The 15,487-nt window shown below is 69.3% G+C and carries 15 protein-coding genes and 1 pseudogene; 8 read left to right on the top strand and 8 right to left on the bottom strand.

From position 1 onward, the window contains the following. Positions 1–572: 572 nt before the first annotated feature. Positions 573–1,091, top strand: coding sequence for an NlpC/P60 family protein (locus tag AB0M45_RS33465; protein ID WP_364337437.1), 519 nt, complete (start codon positions 573–575; stop codon positions 1,089–1,091). Positions 1,092–1,241: 150 nt separating this feature from the next. Here the strand turns inward: AB0M45_RS33465 and AB0M45_RS33460 are convergent, their stop codons facing one another. Further along, complete coding sequence (locus tag AB0M45_RS33460; protein WP_364337433.1) at positions 1,242–2,129, bottom strand: UTP--glucose-1-phosphate uridylyltransferase; 888 nt, start codon at positions 2,127–2,129, stop codon at positions 1,242–1,244. A 335-nt stretch (positions 2,130–2,464) separates the two neighbouring features. Between AB0M45_RS33460 and AB0M45_RS33455 the strand changes: the two genes are divergently transcribed. Together AB0M45_RS33455 and AB0M45_RS33450 are read left to right on the top strand one after the other, a co-directional pair. Continuing rightward, positions 2,465–3,850 carry a DNA polymerase IV gene (locus AB0M45_RS33455; protein ID WP_364337431.1) on the top strand — a complete coding sequence of 462 codons (1,386 nt, stop codon included), beginning with the start codon at positions 2,465–2,467 and terminating at the stop codon, positions 3,848–3,850. A 195-nt stretch (positions 3,851–4,045) separates the two neighbouring features. Further along, entirely contained in the window at positions 4,046–4,546 is a 501-nt protein-coding gene (locus AB0M45_RS33450) for a hypothetical protein (protein WP_364337435.1), read from the top strand. A 107-nt stretch (positions 4,547–4,653) separates the two neighbouring features. Here the strand turns inward: AB0M45_RS33450 and AB0M45_RS33445 are convergent, their stop codons facing one another. From AB0M45_RS33445 to rarD, 3 genes and pseudogenes are all read right to left on the bottom strand, one after another. After that, positions 4,654–5,154, bottom strand: a complete 501-nt coding sequence (locus AB0M45_RS33445) for a PaaI family thioesterase (protein WP_364337429.1) — start codon at positions 5,152–5,154, stop codon at positions 4,654–4,656. A 77-nt stretch (positions 5,155–5,231) separates the two neighbouring features. Then, positions 5,232–5,566 (bottom strand): annotated as a pseudogene (locus tag AB0M45_RS33440) (PIN domain-containing protein); the annotation flags it as partial. Between the two features lie 34 nt (positions 5,567–5,600). Continuing rightward, entirely contained in the window at positions 5,601–6,566 is a 966-nt protein-coding gene (gene rarD, locus AB0M45_RS33435; protein ID WP_364337427.1) for an EamA family transporter RarD, read from the bottom strand. On the opposite strand from rarD, the gene AB0M45_RS33430 reads away from it, so the two are divergent. Together AB0M45_RS33430 and AB0M45_RS33425 are read left to right on the top strand one after the other, a co-directional pair. Next, positions 6,565–8,991: a cation-translocating P-type ATPase gene (locus AB0M45_RS33430; protein ID WP_364337425.1), complete on the top strand. Its 2,427-nt coding sequence runs from the start codon at positions 6,565–6,567 to the stop codon at positions 8,989–8,991. The genes rarD and AB0M45_RS33430 overlap by 2 nt on opposite strands. A 174-nt stretch (positions 8,992–9,165) precedes the next feature. Continuing rightward, positions 9,166–9,984 carry a PhzF family phenazine biosynthesis protein gene (locus AB0M45_RS33425; RefSeq protein WP_364337423.1) on the top strand — a complete coding sequence of 273 codons (819 nt, stop codon included), beginning with the start codon at positions 9,166–9,168 and terminating at the stop codon, positions 9,982–9,984. A gap of 114 nt (positions 9,985–10,098) precedes the next feature. Here AB0M45_RS33425 and AB0M45_RS33420 read toward each other — a convergent pair whose 3' ends face one another. Genes AB0M45_RS33420 through lspA form a run of 3 tightly spaced genes read right to left on the bottom strand, consistent with a single transcriptional unit; the run spans position 10,099 to position 12,267 of the window. Then, entirely contained in the window at positions 10,099–10,755 is a 657-nt protein-coding gene (locus AB0M45_RS33420; protein ID WP_364337421.1) for a hypothetical protein, read from the bottom strand. Further along, positions 10,748–11,674, bottom strand: a complete 927-nt coding sequence (locus tag AB0M45_RS33415; RefSeq protein WP_364337419.1) for an RluA family pseudouridine synthase — start codon at positions 11,672–11,674, stop codon at positions 10,748–10,750. The genes AB0M45_RS33420 and AB0M45_RS33415 overlap by 8 nt, the downstream gene beginning before the upstream one ends. Further along, positions 11,671–12,267, bottom strand: coding sequence for a signal peptidase II (gene lspA, locus AB0M45_RS33410; RefSeq protein WP_364337416.1), 597 nt, complete (start codon positions 12,265–12,267; stop codon positions 11,671–11,673). Before lspA ends, AB0M45_RS33415 begins: the two co-directional genes overlap by 4 nt. Before the next feature lie 128 nt (positions 12,268–12,395). Here lspA and AB0M45_RS33405 point away from each other — a divergent pair, with 128 nt between their 5' ends. The 3 genes from AB0M45_RS33405 (at position 12,396) to AB0M45_RS33395 (ending at position 14,607) form a co-directional block, all read left to right on the top strand. Next, positions 12,396–13,343: a hypothetical protein gene (locus tag AB0M45_RS33405; protein WP_364337413.1), complete on the top strand. Its 948-nt coding sequence runs from the start codon at positions 12,396–12,398 to the stop codon at positions 13,341–13,343. Further along, on the top strand, positions 13,331–14,056 hold the full coding sequence (locus tag AB0M45_RS33400; RefSeq protein ID WP_364337411.1) for a hypothetical protein: 726 nt from the start codon (positions 13,331–13,333) through the stop codon (positions 14,054–14,056). The genes AB0M45_RS33405 and AB0M45_RS33400 overlap by 13 nt, the downstream gene beginning before the upstream one ends. Before the next feature lie 83 nt (positions 14,057–14,139). Continuing rightward, entirely contained in the window at positions 14,140–14,607 is a 468-nt protein-coding gene (locus tag AB0M45_RS33395; RefSeq protein ID WP_364337409.1) for a VOC family protein, read from the top strand. A gap of 15 nt (positions 14,608–14,622) precedes the next feature. Here the strand turns inward: AB0M45_RS33395 and AB0M45_RS33390 are convergent, their stop codons facing one another. Continuing rightward, a complete protein-coding gene (locus tag AB0M45_RS33390; RefSeq protein ID WP_364337407.1) occupies positions 14,623–15,054 on the bottom strand; it encodes a Rieske (2Fe-2S) protein in 432 nt (143 codons plus the stop codon). Between the last annotated feature and the right edge of the window lie 433 nt (positions 15,055–15,487).

Genomic DNA, 15,487 nt, shown 5'->3' with positions numbered 1-15,487 from the left:
TCCGCTCTCGCGGGCGGCGCGGCCGGGGCGGGGCTGGGGGGGGCCGCCCCCCCCCCCCCCCCCCCCCCGACTGCTGTTCCGACGGTTTTCCGAACGCATGGTGGGCCTGCCATCCGCCGGTGTACCGCGGCACATCTGGTTGTTCGCCGGCACCACGGTGTCCTGCTACGACGCTCGTCGTCCGGATCGGGCGCCGCGGCCCGGTCCGACGGGCACGCAATCTGCCCGCGAAATGAAGTTGATTTCCCATTCTGCGTAGGTCCGAATCGCCTGAAATGAGTGATATGGATCACATGCTGAGAATTTGCTGATTTCTCCCATTTGACCGAACCGCGCGAGAGAATCGGCCATGTTGCTGCTGTTACGGAGGTGACTCCTGGGGTAGCAGTTACGACTGTGGTCCGCCCTACCTGAAATTCGTCGCGTCCGGCGCGTATGCGCCAGGCACGGTCACCTGCCGTCCTCCTTCGATGACGCTGCCGGTGCTGTGCGTTAGCCAGGGTCGCCGAACGGCGCCCCCGTAATCGGGCTATGGAAGGGACGAGTACGTGTCGAGGAGACCGTTGCGCCGTATCGCACTCGGATTCTTGCTATCGATCATCGCGACTCTCATGCTCACCGGCACCGCCTGGTGTGACACCGGCAGCGCCTCCGGCATCGAGCTGGGCAATGGGGACGGGTTGGTGTCGGGCCTCGGTCCCGGCAGTGCCAGCGGTTCGGCGGGGATACCGCTGCCGGTGCCCAGTGCGACCGGACTCTTGGCGCTGGCGGCGGCGACGACACAGCTCGGCAAACCCTACGAGTGGGGCGGGACCGGACCGTTCAGCTGGGACTGCTCGGGTCTGGTGCAGTGGGCGTTCCGGCAGGCCGGGGTGCGCCTTCCGCGCACGACCTGGCAGCAAGCCAAGGTAGGCACACCGGTCCCGCGGGCGATTCTCATGCCCGGCGATGTGGTGGTGCTGAACCGGGACGGTTCGCACGTCGGCATCTACGCGGGTATGGGCCAGGTGCTCAATGCCTACGGCTCGGGCGTGCCGGTCGGGTTCACGCCGCTCAGCCAGTTCGACGTCTACGCCATTCGCCGCTTCTGACCACGCCGCGTTCGGCGTCGCAGTCCGCATGGCGCGCTGGGTTGCCGGTTCGCTCGCTCGAACGGCGAGCAGCGGACCGGCGACCAAGGTCCGCGTGGCAGCGCCGCCGATCGAACTGGGCTGCCAGGATTTGTGGGCGGGCGCCGCTCGTCAGTTGTCGAGGCCGTCGGCGAGGGTGCGCAGCAGTGGTCCGTACTGCGGATGCGCGAGCGCCGAGGCGAATTGCGCGACCAGATAGTCGGCCGGATTGCCGGTGTCGTACCAGCGTCCGCGGATCACCTGGCCGAACACCGGATTGTCCGCTGCGTGCACGTTGATCGCGTCGGTGAGGTACACCTCCCCGGTGCGGTGCTCGTACCACGCGTCGGTCTGTCTGCGCAGTTCCTCGATGATTCCGGGCGTGACCACGTAGCCGCCGATCGCGGCGAAGGACGACGGCGCGTCCTCCGGCTTCGGTTTCTCGCGCAGCCCGGTGATGCGCAGCAGGCCGTTGCCGTGGTCGTCGGCCACGACCGGCACGCCGTAGCGCTGCGAGTCGGCCGGGTCCATCGGCATCAGCGCGAGGACGGGCGCTCCGGTGGCCTCGTAGGCGTCGATGAGCTGCTGGGCGCGGGGCACCTCGGCCACGAACACGTCGTCGGGCCACAACACCAGCATCGGCTCGTCACCGAGATTGCGCGCGGCGTTGAGCACCGGGGTGCCGTTGCCGTACGGGCCGTGCTGGTCGAGGTAGGTGATGTGGCCGAGCCGGGACAGCTCGCCGACCTCCTCGACCGCGTCGGCGAAGGCGGTCTTTCCGTCCGCGCGCAGCTGGGCGACCAGCGCCGGGTTGGGGCGGAAGTGGTCCTGGATCAATGATTTTCCGCCGCTGACCACGATGGTGATGTCGGTGATGCCCGAGGCGACCAGCTCGCGGACCGTGTGCTCGATCACCGGCTTGTCGCCGACCGGCAGCATCTCCTTGGGGATCGCCTTGGTCAGCGGGAGCAGCCGAGAGCCGATACCGGCGGCCGGGATGACGGCCTTGCGGATATTCATGGGTCCGATCATCACATATCGCAGCCCGAGTCAGGCTGCGCACCGCGGTTCGTCGGCGGTGGTTCCCGACCGCCCATTCCATCGGTCGCCGACACCATAAGAGCAGATCAGGGCTGCCGCGGTGCGGGAGGTGGCAGACAGGCGGACCGACAGGGAACCTACAGCCACCGCCCAGCCACCGGACAGCGTCACCGTCTGTCCGGACGTGTCGGTGGACGGGCGTACATTGCTGCCGTGCGTCCCGAAGAGGCGACCGTCGCCGCGATCATCGAGTGCGCGGCCCTGCCCGCGATCCGCCTCCGGTCTCGGTCCGGACAACAGACGGCGAAACGCTGGTGAGCAGGCAGCATCCGCCCGTGCTCGCCGACGCGGAGAGCATCGCGCGGCGCTGGGTTCTGCACATCGATATGGACGCGTTCTTCGCCTCGGTCGAGCAGCTGACCAGGCCGACGCTGCGCGGGCGGCCGGTGCTGGTCGGCGGGACCGGCGGGCGCGGCGTGGTGGCCGGAGCCAGTTATGAGGCGCGGGTGTTCGGCGCGCGCTCGGCGATGCCGATGCATCAGGCGCGCAGGCTGGTCGGCGTCACCGCGGTGGTGGTGCCACCGCGCGGCGCCGTTTACGGGGTGGTCAGCGGACAGGTCTTCGACGTGCTGCGCAGCCGGATCCCGGTGCTGGAGACGCTGTCGTTCGACGAGGCGTTCGGCGAGCCCGCCGAGCTGGCCGGTGCGACGGTGGCACGGGTGCACGCGTTCTGCGAAGAACTGCGCGCGCTGGTGCGCGAAGGCACCGGGCTGACCGCGTCGGTGGGCGCGGGCACCGGAAAGCAGCTGGCCAAGATCGCCTCCAATCTGGCCAAACCCGATGGGGTCCGGGTGATTTCGCCGGTCGAGCAACCGGGGCTGCTCGCCGGGCTCCCGGTCCGCAAACTGTGGGGGATCGGACCGGTCGCGGAGAGCAGGTTGCGCACGCTCGGCATCGAGACCGTCGGCGCCTTCGCGGCCCTGCCGGAATCGGAGGCGATATCGATTCTCGGCGGCAGCGTGGGCGCCGCGCTGCACCGGCTGGCGCGCGGCATCGACGACCGCCCGGTCGCCGAGCGCGCCGAGGCCAAGCAGATCAGCGCCGAGACTACCTATGAAACCGACATCGTCACCCTCGCCCAGCTGCGTCCGGCTATCGAGGACATGGCCGCGGCGGCGCACCGGCGCCTGATCGGGGACGGGCGTGCCGCACGCACCGTGGTGCTCAAGCTGAGGAAGTCCGATATGAGCATCGTCACCCGCTCCTTCACCCTGCCCTACGCGACCGAGGACCTGGCCACCCTTGCCGCCGCCGCGCAGCGCTCGGCGCTCGACCCGCGCGACCTCGGGCCGATCCGGCTGGTCGGCGTGAGTTACGGCGGTTTGTCCACGGTCCGCCAGGAGTCGCTGTTTCCCGAACTCGATCGCGCGCCGGTCGCCGAGATCCGCACGGCGGAACCGGAGCCCGAACCGATGCTGCCGGACAACGGCGCCGCGCAGCCCACCCTGCCCGTCACGGTCTGGCATCCGGGCATGGATGTGACGCATCCCGAGCACGGTCACGGCTGGGTGCAGGGCGCGGGGTTGGGTGTGGTGACCGTTCGCTTCGAAACCCGTTCCACCGGCCCGGGTCCCGCCCGTACGTTCGCGGCCGACGACGCCGCGCTCACGCGGGCCGATCCGCTGGGCAGTCTGCTCTGACGGACCCGGGCGACGGCTCGACATCGCCCGGTCGGACGCGTACTTTCGCTGCCGACGACATCCGTCAGTCCCGTGTGCATCCGGGCGGCAGTGTCCGGTGCCGGTAGCCTGGGGCCTCGTGCAGCGCCGCCGATTCGGGTGGCGGTTGCCAAGGTGGAACACGACACGGACCTCTCGAACGCAAAGGACGAGCAGTTGAAGCTTCGTAAGACTGGACGCATCGCGATCGCCGGCCTGGCCATCGTCGCCGCGCTCGGCATGACCGCGTGCGGCAGCGACGACAAGGACAGCAAGCCCGCCGCCAAGACGTCGACCAGCGCCAAGGCGTCGGCGACCGCGAGCGCGAACCTGCCGCCGGTCCCGACCGTCGCGGAGCTGAACAGCGCGCTCTCGCGTGCGCTCGACCCGACGGTTCCGGCCTCGGAGAAGCTGGACAACGTCCAAGGCGCCGAAGCCGATCCGACGCTGCCGGAACGCCTGTCCCAGGCCGCGTCCGGCGCCGACGTGAAGATCGAGGTCACCGACGTGACTTCGTTCGGTGACAGCGTGAACGCGAAGGCCAAGTTCATCCTGAACGGCCAGGAGAACATCGTCGACGTGCCGTTCGTCGCCGACAACGGCAAGTGGAAGATCCAGAAGGCCTGGGCCTGCACCATGCTCACCAACCTGGGCCAGCAGTCGGCGGCCTGCGCATAAATGATCTGCCGGGTCGGCCACCGCAGCGTATCCGGTGGCCGGCCCGTCGTCGCGAATCACACCGCACGACTGGGTTGTTCGCGCGGCAGTCGGCGGCTCGCAAGCTGTCAGATCATCCGCAGGACCGCGCAGGTCGCTGTGGCGTGCGCGTAGAGATCGCCGTCCTCGACGCCAACCAGGTGCGCCTCCGCGCTGGCGGTGGTGGTGCCGACATGGATCGCGGTGCCCTCACAGCGCAGCGTCCGGGTGTCGGTGCGCACCGATCGGTGCACGTGGATGCCGATCTGGACCGAGGTGGACCGCGTCCCGCCGGGCAACCGCGTCAACACGGCCGCGCCGAGGGCCGCTTCCAGCAGGGTGGTCACGAAGCCGCCGTGGATTCCGGCCATCGGGTCGAGCAGATGATCTCCTGGCTCGCCCTCGAACACCACCGTGCCGTCGCCGACCTGCACCAGGCGGAAACCGAGCGCGCTGAGGATCAGGGTATCCGGGAATCGTCCGTCGAGCGCTTCCTGCAGGATCTCCCGGCCGGTCATGCCCCGGATGTCGGGCGTCGTCGCGGGACGTGGCCCCCAGGTGCGGGAGGGAAGAGGTTGGGCCCCTGTCATGCGTCGACGCTACGAGGGCCACCCGCCTCCGCAACAGTGTCGGATCCGACACTTTCACCACTATTTCCGACACTGCTTCACGGTTTGATTACCTGCAGGTCGGGCATCGCGTCGTAGTCTCCGCCCTGGGCCGCGCCGGTATGCCATATGCGAGGGCCGTGGCCGCTATCCAGCTGTCATTGATCGGCACTTTGCGCCAGGCGCCACGCAGACGTGAGACCAGAAGTGCCCAGTGCCCCGCGACAGTCTCGACCACATCCAGCGGCTGGAACCGCTGCGCCAGCTGGTATGTCGACAATCTGCGGGCCGATGTCTCCGGGTCTGCTGCATTCAGTACACCGAGGCGTAGTTCGCCGAGGGCGATGACCGAGACTCCCCATTCGTATCCATCGAACCTGGCCGAATCGAAACGCTCGTGCCCTCGAAGGTAGCTCGCCCGCGCGGGTTTACGTGCCGCTCATGGGCTGTGTGGATTCTGTGGTGACGTCGGGCGGCAGGTGCCGGACGCGGCGGGAACGCAGCAGCGCCTCGGTGGTGAAGATCGCCAGCGCGGCCCAGATCAGCGCGAAACCCGCCCAGCGGGAGGCGGGCATCGGCTCGTGCGCGACGGCGAGGCCCCAGGTCATCTGTAGCGCGGGCGTGAGGTATTGCAGCAGGCCCATGGTGGACAGCGCGACCCGTTGGGCCGCGACGGCGAACAGCAGCAGCGGGACCAGGGTGACCGGTCCGGTCGCCATCATCAGCGCGAGATGGCCCCCGCTGGAGGCGAATTCGCTGCGCCCGGTGACCGCGAGGCCGATCGCGAACGCCAGCGCGAACGGCGCCGAGACGAGGCCCTCGGCGGCGATGCCGCGCAGCGCGTCCAGCGGGATCACCTTCTTGACCAGACCGTAGGTGGCGAACGAACAGGCCAGCGTCAGGGCGATGATCGGCGGCCTGCCGTAGTCGACGGTGAGCACGGCCACCGCCGCCGCGCCGAGGGCGAGCGCGGCCCACTGCGGACCGGTCAGCCGCTCCCGGAACATCATCACGCCGAAGGCGACGGTGACCAGCGGGTTGATGAAGTATCCGAGCGCGCACTCCACGATGTGGCCCGAGGTGACGCCGTAGACGTACACACCCCAGTTGAGCGCGATCGCGGCCGAGGCGACGGCCGCCAGCCGCCAAGTTCGTCCGCCGATGCCGCGCAGCTCGCGCAGCCGCCCGCTCGCCGCGAGTACCGCGAGCACCACGACGAGCGTCCAGACGATCCGCTGTGCCACCACCTCGCTCGCGTCGGCGAACGCCAGCAACCCGAAGAAGGCGGGGAACAGTCCCCAGAGGAAGAACGCGCCGGTGCCGAACGCTACACCGGGGATGGACCTGCTTCGCCGCACATGACGAAGGTAGTTGTCCCGTAGCCTTGCGGTCATGTCGATTACCGTCCAGGCAGCGGAAGCCACCGGACTGAGCACGGCCGAGGTCGAGCAACGCCGCCGCGACGGCCTGACCAACGACGTGCCGGATCGTGCCAGCCGCTCGGTGCGCGACATCGTCCGCGCGAACGTCTTCACCAGGATCAACGCGATTCTCGGCGTCCTGTTCGTCCTGGTCTTGGCCACCGGATCGATCATCGACGGCATGTTCGGCCTGCTGATCGTCGCCAACAGCGCGGTCGGCATCGTTCAGGAGATCCGCGCCAAACGCACCCTGGACCGGCTGGCCATCGTCGGCCAGGCCAAGCCGACCGTGCGCCGGGACGGCGTGTCGCTCGAGATCGCGCCGCGCGAGGTGGTACTCGACGACCGGATCGAGCTCGGCCCCGGCGACCAGATCGTCGTGGACGGCACGGTCGAGGAGTCCGCGCAGCTGGAGGTGGACGAATCGCTGCTCACCGGCGAGGCCGACCCGATCGACAAGGCGGTCGGTGCCCCGGTGATGTCCGGCAGCTTCGTGGTCTCCGGGTCCGGCGCCTATCGCGCCACCAAGGTCGGCCGGGACGCCTACGCGGCGCGGCTGGCCGAGGAAGCGAGCAAATTCACCCTGGTGCACTCCGAGCTGCGCAGCGGCATCGACAAGATCCTGAAGTTCATCACCTACCTGCTCATCCCCGCCGGCCTGCTGAGCATCTACAACCAGCTGGTCTCCAGTAAGGAGTCGTGGCGGCCCGCGGTCACCGGCATGGTCGCCGCGCTGGTGCCCATGGTGCCCGAGGGGCTGGTGCTGATGACCTCGATCGCGTTCGCGGTCGGCGTGGTGCGCCTGGGCCGGCGCAAGTGCCTGGTGCAGGAGCTGCCCGCCATCGAGGGGCTGGCCCGCGTCGATGTGGTGTGCGCGGACAAGACCGGCACGCTGACCGAGAACGGCATGCGGCTGTCGGACCTGAAGACGCTGAACACTTTCGACGACACGCAGGTGCGCACTGCCCTGGCCGCGCTGGCCGCCGGCGACCCACGCCCGAACGCGAGCGTGCAGGCGATCGCCGAAGCCCTGCCGGACGGACCCGGCTGGCAACGCACCGCCGTCGCGCCGTTCTCCTCGGCCAAGAAGTGGAGCGGCTGCTCCTACGGTGAGCACGGCGACTGGCTGCTCGGCGCGCCGGACGTGCTGCTCGACCCGGACTCGGCGGACGCGCGCGTCGCCGAGGAACTCGGCGCCTCCGGTCTGCGCGTCCTGCTGCTGGCGCGCAGCGACCGTCCTGTCGACGCGCCGGACGCCCCTGGTCTCGTGCGGCCCGCCGCCCTGGTCGTGCTGGAGCAAAAGGTCCGGCCCGACGCCCGTGACACGCTCGATTACTTCGCCAGTCAGAATGTTTCGATCAAGGTGATCTCCGGCGACAACGCCGTGTCGGTCGGTGCGGTGGCCTCCTCGCTCGAGCTGCCGGGCGGCGACCACCCGATCGACGCGCGGGAGCTGCCGCAGGACCGCGACGGACTGGCCGACGTGCTGGACCGCAACACCACTTTCGGCCGGGTGCGCCCGGATCAGAAGCGCGCCATGGTTGCGGCTCTGCAGTCGCGCGGGCACACCGTGGCGATGACCGGCGATGGAGTGAACGACGTCCTCGCGCTGAAGGATTCGGATATCGGCGTGGCCATGGGCTCGGGCAGCCCGGCCACCAGGGCGGTGGCGCAGATCGTGCTGCTGGACAACAAGTTCGCCACCCTGCCCTACGTGGTCGGCGAGGGACGTCGCGTGATCGGCAATATCGAGCGGGTCTCGAATCTGTTCCTCACCAAGACCGTCTATTCCGTGCTGCTCGCGTTCCTGATCGGCGTGGCCGGGGTCGGCTCGCAGATCTTCGGCTACGAGCCGATCGGCTATCCGTTCCTGCCGCGGCACGTGACGATCGCGGCCTGGTTCACCATCGGCATCCCGGCGTTCATCCTCTCGCTCGCGCCCAACAACGAGCGGGCCCGCACCGGCTTCGTCCGGCGGGTCATGCGGTTGGCCATCCCGTCGGGCGTGGTGATCGGTGTGGCCACCTTCGTCGCCTACCTGATCGCCTACGCGGGGCCGCAGGCGAGCGAAGACCAGAAGGTCCAGGCGGGTACCACCGCGCTCATCACGTTGATCATGATCGCGGTGTGGGTGCTCGCCATCGTGGCGCGGCCATACGTGTGGTGGAAGGTCGTGCTGATCGCGGTGTCGGTGGCGGCGTACGTCTTCCTGTTCACCGTTCCGTTTACCCGTGAGTTCTTCAAACTCGACCCCTCCAACGTCGCGCTCACCGGCGCGGCGGTGGTTTGCGGTGTGGTCGGTATCGTGCTCGTCGAGGCGGCTTGGTGGGTGAGCGCGGCGATGCTCGGAGACAAACGGCAACTGTTCCCGAGCTCACCCGGCGGGGACTCTGTCTGATTTGCAGCGCCTGCGGCGCTGCGAACGGTGCTCGTAAGACTCGCGCCCCAGGGGTGATGAGCTTGCCCCAGGGGCGTCGTCCACGGTGGACGGCGTCAGTGAGGCACCTATGGTTCAGTTTTACGAGATGCCTTGTGCGAGGCGGGCATTCAGGGTTGGAGTACCTTCTCGGATATGGAGGTACTGCTGCACCAGATCGACGCGTTCGCCGACGCACCGTTCTCGGGCAACCCGGCCGCGGTGATGCCGCTCCCGTCGTGGCTGCCGGATGCGTTGCTGCAACAGCTGGCCGAGGAGAACAACCTCGCCGAAACCGCGTTCTACACCCCGCACTTACCTCCCGAGGCGGGTATGCCGCCGGGCGAGTGGCCCGCCTTCCACCTCCGCTGGTTCACGCCGAAGGTGGAGGTGGCACTGTGCGGGCACGCCACCTTGGCCAGCGCCGCGCAGATCCTGGTCGATATGCACCCCGGCGAGGACCGGGTGAGCTTCTACACCCGCAGCGGCTGGCTGCACGTCGACCGCACCGACGACAACGAGTTCGTCCTCGACCTGCCGGTCGTGCCGAGCATTCCGGTGCGGCCCGATCCGGCGCTGGTCGCGGCGCTCGGGGTCCGTCCCGTGCGTGCCTACTCCGGCACCGACGAGGTGATCGTGGTGGCCACCGAGCAGGAGGTGCGCGACGCCGCGCCGGTGCTGTCCGCGTTCCCTGCGCTGCCACGCGCCGCGATCGTCACCGCGCCCGGTGACTCGGTCGACTTCGTCTCCCGGGTCTTCGCTCCTGGCGTTGGCGTCCCGGAAGATCCGGTGACCGGCTCAGCGCATGCCCAGCTGGTTCCGCTGTGGAGCGAGGAACTGGGCCGCACCGAAATGCGCGCGAGGCAGCTGTCGCGCCGCGGCGGTAGCCTGCGCTGCGAGCTGGCCGACGACCGCGTGCTGCTGTTCGGCCGTTGCCACCGGTACCTCGACGGGGTCGTCACGCTGCCGGACTGAACGGCTCTGGTCACGGCCTCGTCTTCTGGTCCGATGCTCACGCCGGTTCACCTGCGCACGTGGTGCAGCGCTCACGGGTCCGGGCCTGGCGTCGAATCGGTGTGGCGCGGCAACTTACGGGGCAGGGACCGGTCCGTCGTCGGGTCCGGGCAGGACGACATCGCGGTATTCGGGCAGCAGCGGGATGACCGCGAAGCTGTCTGCCACCGCGTCCGCGGGGAGCGTTTGGACGGCGCGGATACTCTTCTGGGCGGCCAGGTTTCGCAATGCCTCCAGCGGACCGCGTACGACGAGTCCGACCACGCACGCGCAGCCGTCCCGCAGGCGCTCGGCGGAGAGTGCGACGATACGGGCGGACCGGTCGTCGACGGGGCGGGGTAGCAGCCAAGCCGCGTATTGCGCGGAATCCACCGCCGCACCAGCGCCTTCCGGTACCGGCACGGCGACCAGCGGGGTTTGCACGCGCAGCAGCGATATCCGGTACAGCACCTGGGCGATGCGCATCCCACCGCTGTGCGCCGGAATCTGTTCCGGCGGCAATGGTTCGGTGAACGAGACCAGCGCCCAATGCTGATCGGCGTCGCCTCCGGTCAGCGAATCCCGCGCACGCGCAAGGTAATCCGCGACCTGTTCGCCATGATCCGGCCCGAGCCGGTCGGTGGACACACCGTCCTGGCGCGGCGGATTCAGCACGCCGAGCGCGACCACCAGCGCGACGGCGGCCCCGGCGAGGGCGGCCCCACGCCATGCCGGTACGCGTCGGTCAGGCATTGCGCAAGACGTCCAAGGCGTGTTTCAGGTCGTCCGGATACTCGCTGGTGATCTCCAGGTAGCGGCCGTCGGCGGGATGCTGGAACCCCAGCGACCGGGCGTGCAGCCACTGGCGTTGCAGCCCGAGCCGCTCGGCCAGGCGAGGGTCCGCGCCGTAGGTGAGATCGCCGCAGCAGGGGTGGCGGATCGCCGAGAAATGCACCCGGATCTGATGGGTACGGCCGGTTTCCAAATGGATGTCGAGCAGGCTGGCCGACGGGAACGCCTCGACGGTGTCGTAGTGGGTGATGCTCGGGCGTCCGTCGGCGGTGACGGCGAACTTCCAGTCGTTGCCGCGGGCCCGGCCGATCGGGGCATCGATGGTGCCGCTGCTGGGATCCGGATGTCCTTGGACCACGGCGTGATACCGCTTGTCGACGGTGCGCTGCTTGAACGCGCGTTTGAGCACCGTATACGCATGCTCGGACTGGGCGACCACCATCACCCCCGAGGTTCCGACGTCGAGGCGGTGCACGATGCCCTGCCGTTCGTGGGCACCCGAGGTGGAGATGCGGTAGCCCGCCGCGGCCAGCCCGCCCACCACGGTCGGCCCGCTCCAGCCGACGCCGGTATGCGCGGCCACGCCGACGGGCTTGTCCACCGCGACGATGTCGTCGTCGGCGTAGAGGATCTTCATGCCCTCCACGGGTTCGGCCTCGACGGTCAGCTCACGCTTGGGTTCCGGGAACACCACCTCGAGCCACGCTCCCGCGGTGAGCCGGTCGGACTTGCCCGCGGCGATGCCGTCGAGCTGCACCGAGCCTTCCTCGGCCAGCGCGGCCACGGCGGTGCGGGAGAGGCCGAGCAAACGGGACAGGCCCGCGTCCACGCGCATGCCGTCGAGCCCGTCGGGGACGGGCATGGTCCTGGTCTCCCTCATGCCGCGCTGCTCTCGCCCGCGCCGTCCGCTTTGCCCGGACCGACACGCGTGCCGTTGGGCTCGAAGCCGAACACGGTGAGCACCACGAGCAGGATCGCTCCGCACACGATGGCGGAGTCCGCCACGTTGAACACCGGCCACCAGCCGATCGCGACGAAATCGACCACGTGACCCTGCAGCGGGCCCGGCGCGCGGAACAGCCGGTCCACCAGGTTGCCGAGCGCGCCGCCGAGCACCATGCCAAGGCCGATTGCCCACCACAGCGAGCGCAGGGTGCGGCCGATGCGCACCACGCCGATCACGACGGCGGCGGCGACCAGGGTCAGCAACCAGGTCATGCCGGTGGCCATGGAGAACGCCGCGCCCGGATTGCGCACTAGGCTCAGGCGCGCGAAGTCGCCGATGATCGGCACCGGGTCGCCCGGCGTCAGGTTCGCGACCGCGAGGGTCTTGGTGAGCAGATCCAGGCCGAGTAGAACCGCGGCGATGACGAGAAGGGTCCGCAGCCGCTGCGGCGGGATCTTCGTCATCGGATCGGCGATGTTCGTCTGGCTTTCCTCGGGCGGCCGGTCGTCACTCACGCCGACCATCATCTCTCGAGCGGAATCACGACCGGTGCGCGCGTCCGATTGCCCGGCACGGCTACCCGGTCCGGGTTCGTACGGCACGCCCGGTTCGATGTCCCAGCTGACACTCAGGAAGCGGTCGTACCCTGTTGCACGTGACGGTGTTGTCTTATCCCCACCTTCCTCGCATCGCGCGATCGGGTGTGCTGCTCATGGTGCTCGCGGTCGGGCTGTCCGCCTTCGGCGCCGGTTGCGCCGACGGCGTCGAATCGCGCGGCGAGACCGATGGCACCGAGCCCCTCGGCCTGCGCAAGGAAGTGACCGTTCCTATTCCGGCCGCGGTGACCACGGTCGTCTCGGCCGGTGCCGAGCCGCGTTCGCTGCTGCGGCCGGACTACCCGGCGGGCACGGTGCAGCGGGTCACGCTCTACACCGCGCACCACATCGAACAGCAGCTCGACGAGCAGCCGAAGCGCGATTTCTCCACCCCCGCGCTGACCATTCCGATGACCGCGCACACCACCACCGAGGGCATCGATCTGACCCTCGGCTCGGTCACCTCCCCGGACCCGACGCTGGCCAAGGCGCTCACCAAGATCGGTGGCTCGCACGCCGGCTTCGACCTCAGCGATCTCGGCGCGATCACCGCATTGCGGCTCGAGCCGGCGCCGGATGCGTCCAACACCGCGCGCGCCGCCCTCGAGCAGGCGTTCTATCAGGCCGTCTACCGTTCGATCGCGTTCCCCGACCAGCCCGTCGGCGAGGGTGCGGTGTGGACGGTGCGGCAGGAGGTGAACGGCGGCGTCCTGCTCGACCAGGTGACCACCGCGACGCTGACCGAGCGCGACGGCGACCGGCTCACCATCGAACTGCACGTCACGCAGAAGCCGAAGTCGCTGGTGTGGAACCTGCCCAACAACGCGGGCACCTTGGACATCCGCGACTACGTCATGCAGGGCGCGGGCACCATCACGGTGGATCTCGGCTTGCCGCTGCCCGTGGCCGGGTCTATCACCGTGGGCGGGCACCAGTCCTACCGCGATCCGCGCAGCGCCAGCACACTGCGGCAGACGATCGATACGCAGGTGTCGTGGACCGAGTGATCCGCGCGTGCGGCCTGCTGACCGCGGCCGCGTCCGTCGTGCTCGCCGCGGGCTGCGGTGCGCCAGAACCGGCCGCCGAATCACCCGAGCTGCCGCCGCTGGGCCCAATAGTCGCCGCCACCCCGGTAACAGTCGCGCCGGAGACCGATTCCGATCGGTTGCGCGATCGGTTGCTCGGCGACGCCGACCTGCCGTCGGGCTTCACCGCACTGCCGCCGCGCGCCGATGCGGGAATGGCACCAACCGACGCGTCGCCCACGAACCCAGCGGAATGCGCGAAGGTACTCACGCCGCTCGGCGCGCAGCAGCCCGGCGCGCTGGCGCAGGCGTCCACCCAATATGCCGGGCCGAATTTCTCCAGTATCGATATCGACGCGGCGAGTTATCAGCAAGACGCGCTCACGGGGGCATTCTCGGCCGTGCAGGAAATGCTGCGCCGCTGTGCCCACTACTCGGGAGCCGACGCCACCGATATCGCGGTGGAGTACCGGATCGGCGGGCTCGCCCAGCCAGCCGCGGGCCATGCCGCCGCCGCTTTCCAGGTGCGCACCACCAGCGAGGGTCTGACGCTCGGCTCGTCGGTAGCGATCGTGCAGGTCGGCAGCACACTGGTGCAGGTCGCGGTGACCGCACCGGAGGCGGTGGACCCCGGTGTGCTGAGTGCGCTGACGGCCGCGCAGGTGCGCCGGCTGAACGGCGTCGCGGGTCCTTGATTTCCGGCGATACGGCCTGGCGCGGCGGTCGGCGGGAATAGGCTCGACATGGTCCGACACCATGCCTCGACCGGAGGTCAACCATGTCTGATGTCAAACCTATTCCCGAGGGATATCCGGTGGTCTCGCCCGGGCTGGCCATCGACGGAGCGGCGGCGGCGGTCGAGTTCTACAAGAACGTGCTCGGCGCCACCGAGCGAATGCGCATGCCCGGGCCGGGTGGCAAGATCGCGCACTGCGAACTGATGTTCGGCAATTCTGTCGTCATGCTCGGCGACCCGGCGCCCGATATGGATTTCCTCGACCCGAAGACGGTCGGCGGCACCCCGGTCAACCTCTACGTGTACGTCGAGGACGCCGACGCCGCCTTCGCCGCCGCGCTGAATGCGGGCGCCAAGGAACTCACGCCCATGACCACACAGTTCTACGGCGATCGCAGCGGCTCCTTCGAGGACCCGTGGGGACACCGCTGGACCGTCGCCACCCATGTCGAGGACGTGCCGCCCGAGGAGATGGACCGGCGGATGGCCGAACAGTTCGGCGGATCATGAGCCGAATCGGCGAGCTCACCCGGCGATAATCGAATCACCCTCGACCCGGATGCTTTTCGGGGCGAGTGGGCCGGCGGCCGGTCCGTTCGCGACCGAGCCGTCCAGGCCGAACTTGCTGCCGTGGCAGGCGCAGTCGATGGTGCCGCCGGACACCCTGACGACCTTGCATCCCGCGTGCGTGCAGATCGAGGACAGTCCGACGAAGGTACCCGCGCTGGGCTGGGTCACCACGGTGTCGCCGAGGATCACGCCACCGCCGACCGGGACGTCGGTCGTCTTGGCGAGCACCTTCGCGGCGGGCCTGCCATCCGGGGCGGGATTCGCCGCGGGCGACGCATCGTCTTTCGCGTCGGTGGTGCACGCCGCGAGCGCCGCCGCGGCCGCGACGGCGCCGGCTCCCGCGATGACCACGGTGCGCCGGGTGTGGACCTGTTCGTCGAGTGTCATGTGTCGCGCTCCTCGCCAACCGCGGCGGGCGGGATGCCTGCCGTCGAGCGATCGCGGTATCGGCGTTGTGTCGGTACCGCTTTCGTCTTGTCTACGGAAAAGGCGACCCCGCGGTTCAATTGGGCAGGTCCCAGCCATGTCGGCGCGGCGTGGCGGTGCCGGTGTGCGGCTGAAACATCGCGCGGCCATGGATGTTCCGTCCTGGCCGCAGCGTCGGTACCCACAGCTCGACGGGGATCGGCGTCAGGCGCGAACGGCGGACCCGGACCCCCTCATCTGTTTGTGGCCGGGTCCGCCGCTCCCTGGTGGTTACCCGCGGGTGATGGCTTCGAACACCTTCGGGTCGACGAGGGTGGAGGTGTCGCCGAGTTCGCGTCCTTCGGCGATGTCGCGCAGCAGGCGGCGCATGATTTTGCCGCTGCGGGTTTTCGGC

The organism is Nocardia sp. NPDC051787 (assembly GCF_040681325.1).
Taxonomy (GTDB): domain Bacteria; phylum Actinomycetota; class Actinomycetes; order Mycobacteriales; family Mycobacteriaceae; genus Nocardia.
Note: the sequence above shows the minus strand (reverse complement) of the source record. Positions and strands in the feature narration are given on the sequence as shown.